The sequence below is a fragment of the Streptomyces sp. NPDC043812 genome (assembly GCF_056436245.1).
The window spans coordinates 1-1,377 of sequence record NZ_JBWKCY010000099.1 but is presented as its reverse complement, the minus strand read 5'-3'; the positions used below and the strand labels follow the sequence as shown (position 1 = coordinate 1,377).

The 1,377-nt window shown below is 66.3% G+C and carries 2 protein-coding genes; both read left to right on the top strand.

Annotated elements, in window-relative coordinates; all coding sequences use genetic code 11:
* Positions 1–172: 172 nt before the first annotated feature.
* Positions 173–1,018, top strand: coding sequence for a helix-turn-helix domain-containing protein (locus tag AC067Z_RS38905; protein WP_478794360.1), 846 nt, complete (start codon positions 173–175; stop codon positions 1,016–1,018).
* On the top strand, positions 1,015–1,197 hold the full coding sequence (locus AC067Z_RS38900; protein WP_478794359.1) for a DUF397 domain-containing protein: 183 nt from the start codon (positions 1,015–1,017) through the stop codon (positions 1,195–1,197). Before AC067Z_RS38905 ends, AC067Z_RS38900 begins: the two co-directional genes overlap by 4 nt.
* Positions 1,198–1,377 lie beyond the last annotated feature (180 nt).

Here is a 1,377-nt window from a genome sequence, read left to right as displayed (position 1 = left end):
TCGTGAACTGGTGCACCGTGACGGGTGATTGTGTTGCGGTCATGCACTCACGGTGGCGCGCTGTGGCCTAGCGTGACCAGTGGTGACGCGCCGCTACCGGGCCTTCGTACGGAGCGGGCGCGGGCGGTGTACGGAGCGGTACGCGGGGAGAGGCGGCACAGCGGTGACCGAGGTGCGGGACGAGGAGACGGTACGGCAGCAGCGGCGGCCAGAGGACGAGCCCGGGACGGGCGTGGTGACCGCGTTCGGGCGGCAGTTGAAGCTGCTGCGGACGCGGGCGGGGCTGGAGCGGGCGGAGTTCGGGAAGCGGGTGGGGTACTCGGGGGAAACGGTCGCTTCTATTGAGCAGGGGAGGCGGATTCCGCAGCCTCAGTTCATTGAGAAGGCGGATGAGGTGTTGGGGGCCTGGGGGTTGCTGACGGCCCTGAAGGAGGAGGTGGCGAAGGCTCAGTACCCGTCCTTCTTCAGGGACGCGGCGCGGCTGGAAGCGGACGCCCACGAGCTCTTCCTCTACGCGGTCCAGGCAGTTCCAGGGCTTCTCCAGACCGAGGAATACACGCGAGCCCTGCTGGCGATGCGGCGACCGTTGCTGGATGAGGACACGATCGAGCAGCGTGTCTCGGCACGTCTGTCGCGTCAGGAGACCTTTGCTCGTTGGCCGGCACCACTGGTGAGCTTCGTCATCGAAGAGGCCGTGCTGCGCAAGCCGTTCGGCGGCCGAGACGTACTGCGTGGAGTGCTTGAGAACATCCTGTCCATTGGACACCGGCGCAACGTCGAGATTCAGGTCATGCCGAACGATCAGGAAGACAACGCCGGTGTTGATGGCCCGTTCACGTTGATCACCCCGAATAAGGGGGAACAGATCGCGTACTTGGAGGTACAAGGTCGCAGCATCCTGGTCACTGACCGGAACGAGGTGCGGTCCATCTCAGCGCGTTATGGGATCATCCGAAGCCAGGCTCTCACTCCGCGAGAGTCCCTGAGATTCGTAGAGAAGGTGCCGGGAGAGCTATGAAGACGGGCGAGGCGTGGCGCAAGAGCAGCTACAGCGGCGCGGAGGGCGGCGAGTGCATCGAGGTCGCCGAGACCAGCGACGCTGTCTTGGTACGTGACTCCAAGCGGCCCGCAGAAGCCAGGCTGTCCATCGGGGCGGAGGCGTGGGCCGGCTTTGTACGGATGGCCGCAGGCCGCTGACCGCGGACGTACGACGAGCGGGGTCCGGTGCGACGCGCGCACCGGACCCCGCTCGTCTCAGAAGTCGTCCAGCCCTTCCTCCCGGCGGATCATCCGCCAGGCCGCGCGGCGGGCGCTGCGGTCGAGGTTGGACTTGAAGTCCCGGTCGGTACCGAAGTACCGCTTGCCGAGCGTGTCGAT